This is a genomic window from Micromonospora sp. NPDC049089 (assembly GCF_040648775.1).
Taxonomy (GTDB): domain Bacteria; phylum Actinomycetota; class Actinomycetes; order Mycobacteriales; family Micromonosporaceae; genus Micromonospora.
In genome coordinates this window covers 1-1,984 of the sequence record NZ_JBEZEH010000384.1, presented here as the reverse complement: position 1 = coordinate 1,984, position 1,984 = coordinate 1, and the positions used below count along the sequence as shown (strand labels likewise).

2 protein-coding genes are annotated in these 1,984 nt (G+C 67.8%); both read right to left on the bottom strand.

What is annotated here, in order from left to right; translation table 11 throughout:
* Nucleotides 1–141: 141 nt before the first annotated feature.
* The gene (locus tag AB0B48_RS32945) at nucleotides 142–981 is read right to left on the bottom strand and encodes a carbohydrate ABC transporter permease (RefSeq protein WP_091398610.1); all 840 of its coding nucleotides are present in this window, start codon (nucleotides 979–981) and stop codon (nucleotides 142–144) included.
* Nucleotides 974–1,984, bottom strand: a 1,011-nt coding sequence (locus AB0B48_RS32940; protein WP_357208518.1) for a sugar ABC transporter permease, incomplete at its 5' end; no start/stop codon positions are given. The genes AB0B48_RS32940 and AB0B48_RS32945, both read right to left, overlap by 8 nt.

Here is a 1,984-nt window from a genome sequence, read left to right as displayed (position 1 = left end):
GGACATGGCCGGCTACCGACCACGCACCGTGGTCAGCGGCGGCCCGGTGGAGCTGGCGGTCCTGTGGGGTGGCCCAGAGGAAGTCGGGTGGCAGCTTGGACAGGTCGGGCACGGGTCGGTTCTCCTCTGGGGTTGGATGACTCACTTGACCGCACCGGCGGTGAGGCCGGCGACGAAGTAGCGCTGTAGGGCAAGGAACCCGACGACGACCGGGATGCTGACCACCAGCGAGGCGGCCATGATCTGGTTCCAGTAGACGTTGAACTGGGTGGAGTAGCCCTGGAGGCCGACGGCCAGGGTGCGGCTGCCCTCGTCGGTCATCACCGACGCGAAGAGCACCTCACCCCACGCGGTCATGAACGCGTACACGGTGACCGCGACCACGCCGGGCACGGCGGCCGGCAGGATGACCTGGAACAGGGTGCGCAGCGGACCGGCGCCGTCGACCTGCGCCGCCTCGTCCAGACCCCGGGGGATCGAGTCGAAGTAGCCGACCAGCATCCAGATCGAGAACGGCAACGAGAAGGTCAGGTACGTGATGACCAGGCCGGTGCGACTGGCGTACAGCTCGATGCCGGTGGCGTTGCCCAGGTTGACGTAGATGAGGAACAGCGGCAGCAGGAACAGGATGCCGGGGAACATCTGCGTGGACAGCACGGTCACCGAGAAGACACCGCGACCGCGGAACCGGTAGCGGCTCACCGCGAACGCGGCGAAGATGGCCACCGCCACCGAGCAGACCGCCGCGATGCTCGACACCACCAGGCTGTTCACCAGGTACCGGGCCAGCGGCACGGTGCTCCACATGTCGATGAACGGTTGCAGGGTGGGCCGGCTGGGCCACCAGGTGAAGCCGTTCTGCACGTCCTGCAACGGCTTGGCCGCCGAGGTGACCATGACGTAGAGCGGGATGACGACGAAGAGGGTGAGCAGGGTCAGCACGATGCGCCGGCCCCAGCGCTCGCCGGCGGTCTCACGCATGGTCGTCCCTCCGACGGTTGGTGATCAGCAGGTACGCGGCCGAGACGACCAGCAGGAACAGCAGCAGCGCCACCGACATCGCCGACCCGGAGCCGAAGTCCCAGGTCTTGAAGGAGCTGCGGTAAATGTGGATGGAGATCAGGTCGGCCTGCTCCGGCGCGGAGCCGCCGAACAGCACGAACGGGGTGTTGAAGTCGTTGAACGTCCACAGGAACAGCACCAGCAGCAGCACCAGGTTGACCGGCCGCAGCATCGGCAGCGTGACCGAGCGCAGTCGGCGCCAGAACCCGGCGCCGTCGATCGCGGCGGCCTCGTACAGCTCACCGGGCACGTTCTGCAACCCGGCCATCAGGCACAGGAACGCGAACGGCCAGTTACGCCAGACCGACACCACCAGCAGCGACCAGAAGCTGTTGTCGCCGATCAACCAGAACGGCCGTTCGTTCATCAGCCCGAGCTGGTCCACGAGCACGTGGTTGACCAGGCCGGTGTCGCGTTGCAGGAGGAAGCTCCAGGTGATCACGGCGGCGTAGACCGGCAGCGCGTACGGGGTGAGGAACAGCGCCCGCAGGATCGCGCGTCCACGGAACGGCCGTTGCAGGACGACCGCCGCCGAGATGCCGAGCAGCCAGGCGAACCCGACCGAGAGCAGGCTGTAGGCCAGGGTGACCCAGAACGAGTGCAGCAGTTCCTTGCCGGCGGCGCTGTTCAGGTCGAGTGTCGCCCGGTAGTTCTCCAGCCCGATGAAGGGCGCGGTGGACCAGTCGCGGATGTGGAACTGGGTCAGCTCCAGCAGGCTCATCCAGACCCCGACGACCATCGGGATCACGTGGATGGCGAGTTCCAGCACGACGGCCGGTGCGAGCAGCAGGTACGGCAGAAGTGAGCGGCGGGGGCCGCGGGGCCGGCGGGCCGGCTTCCGGGTCGGTGATCCGGCCCGGGATTCGCGTCGGTCGGCGTCCGGCGCGGTGGTGCTGGTTGCCATCAGGGTCCTCTCGGAGGC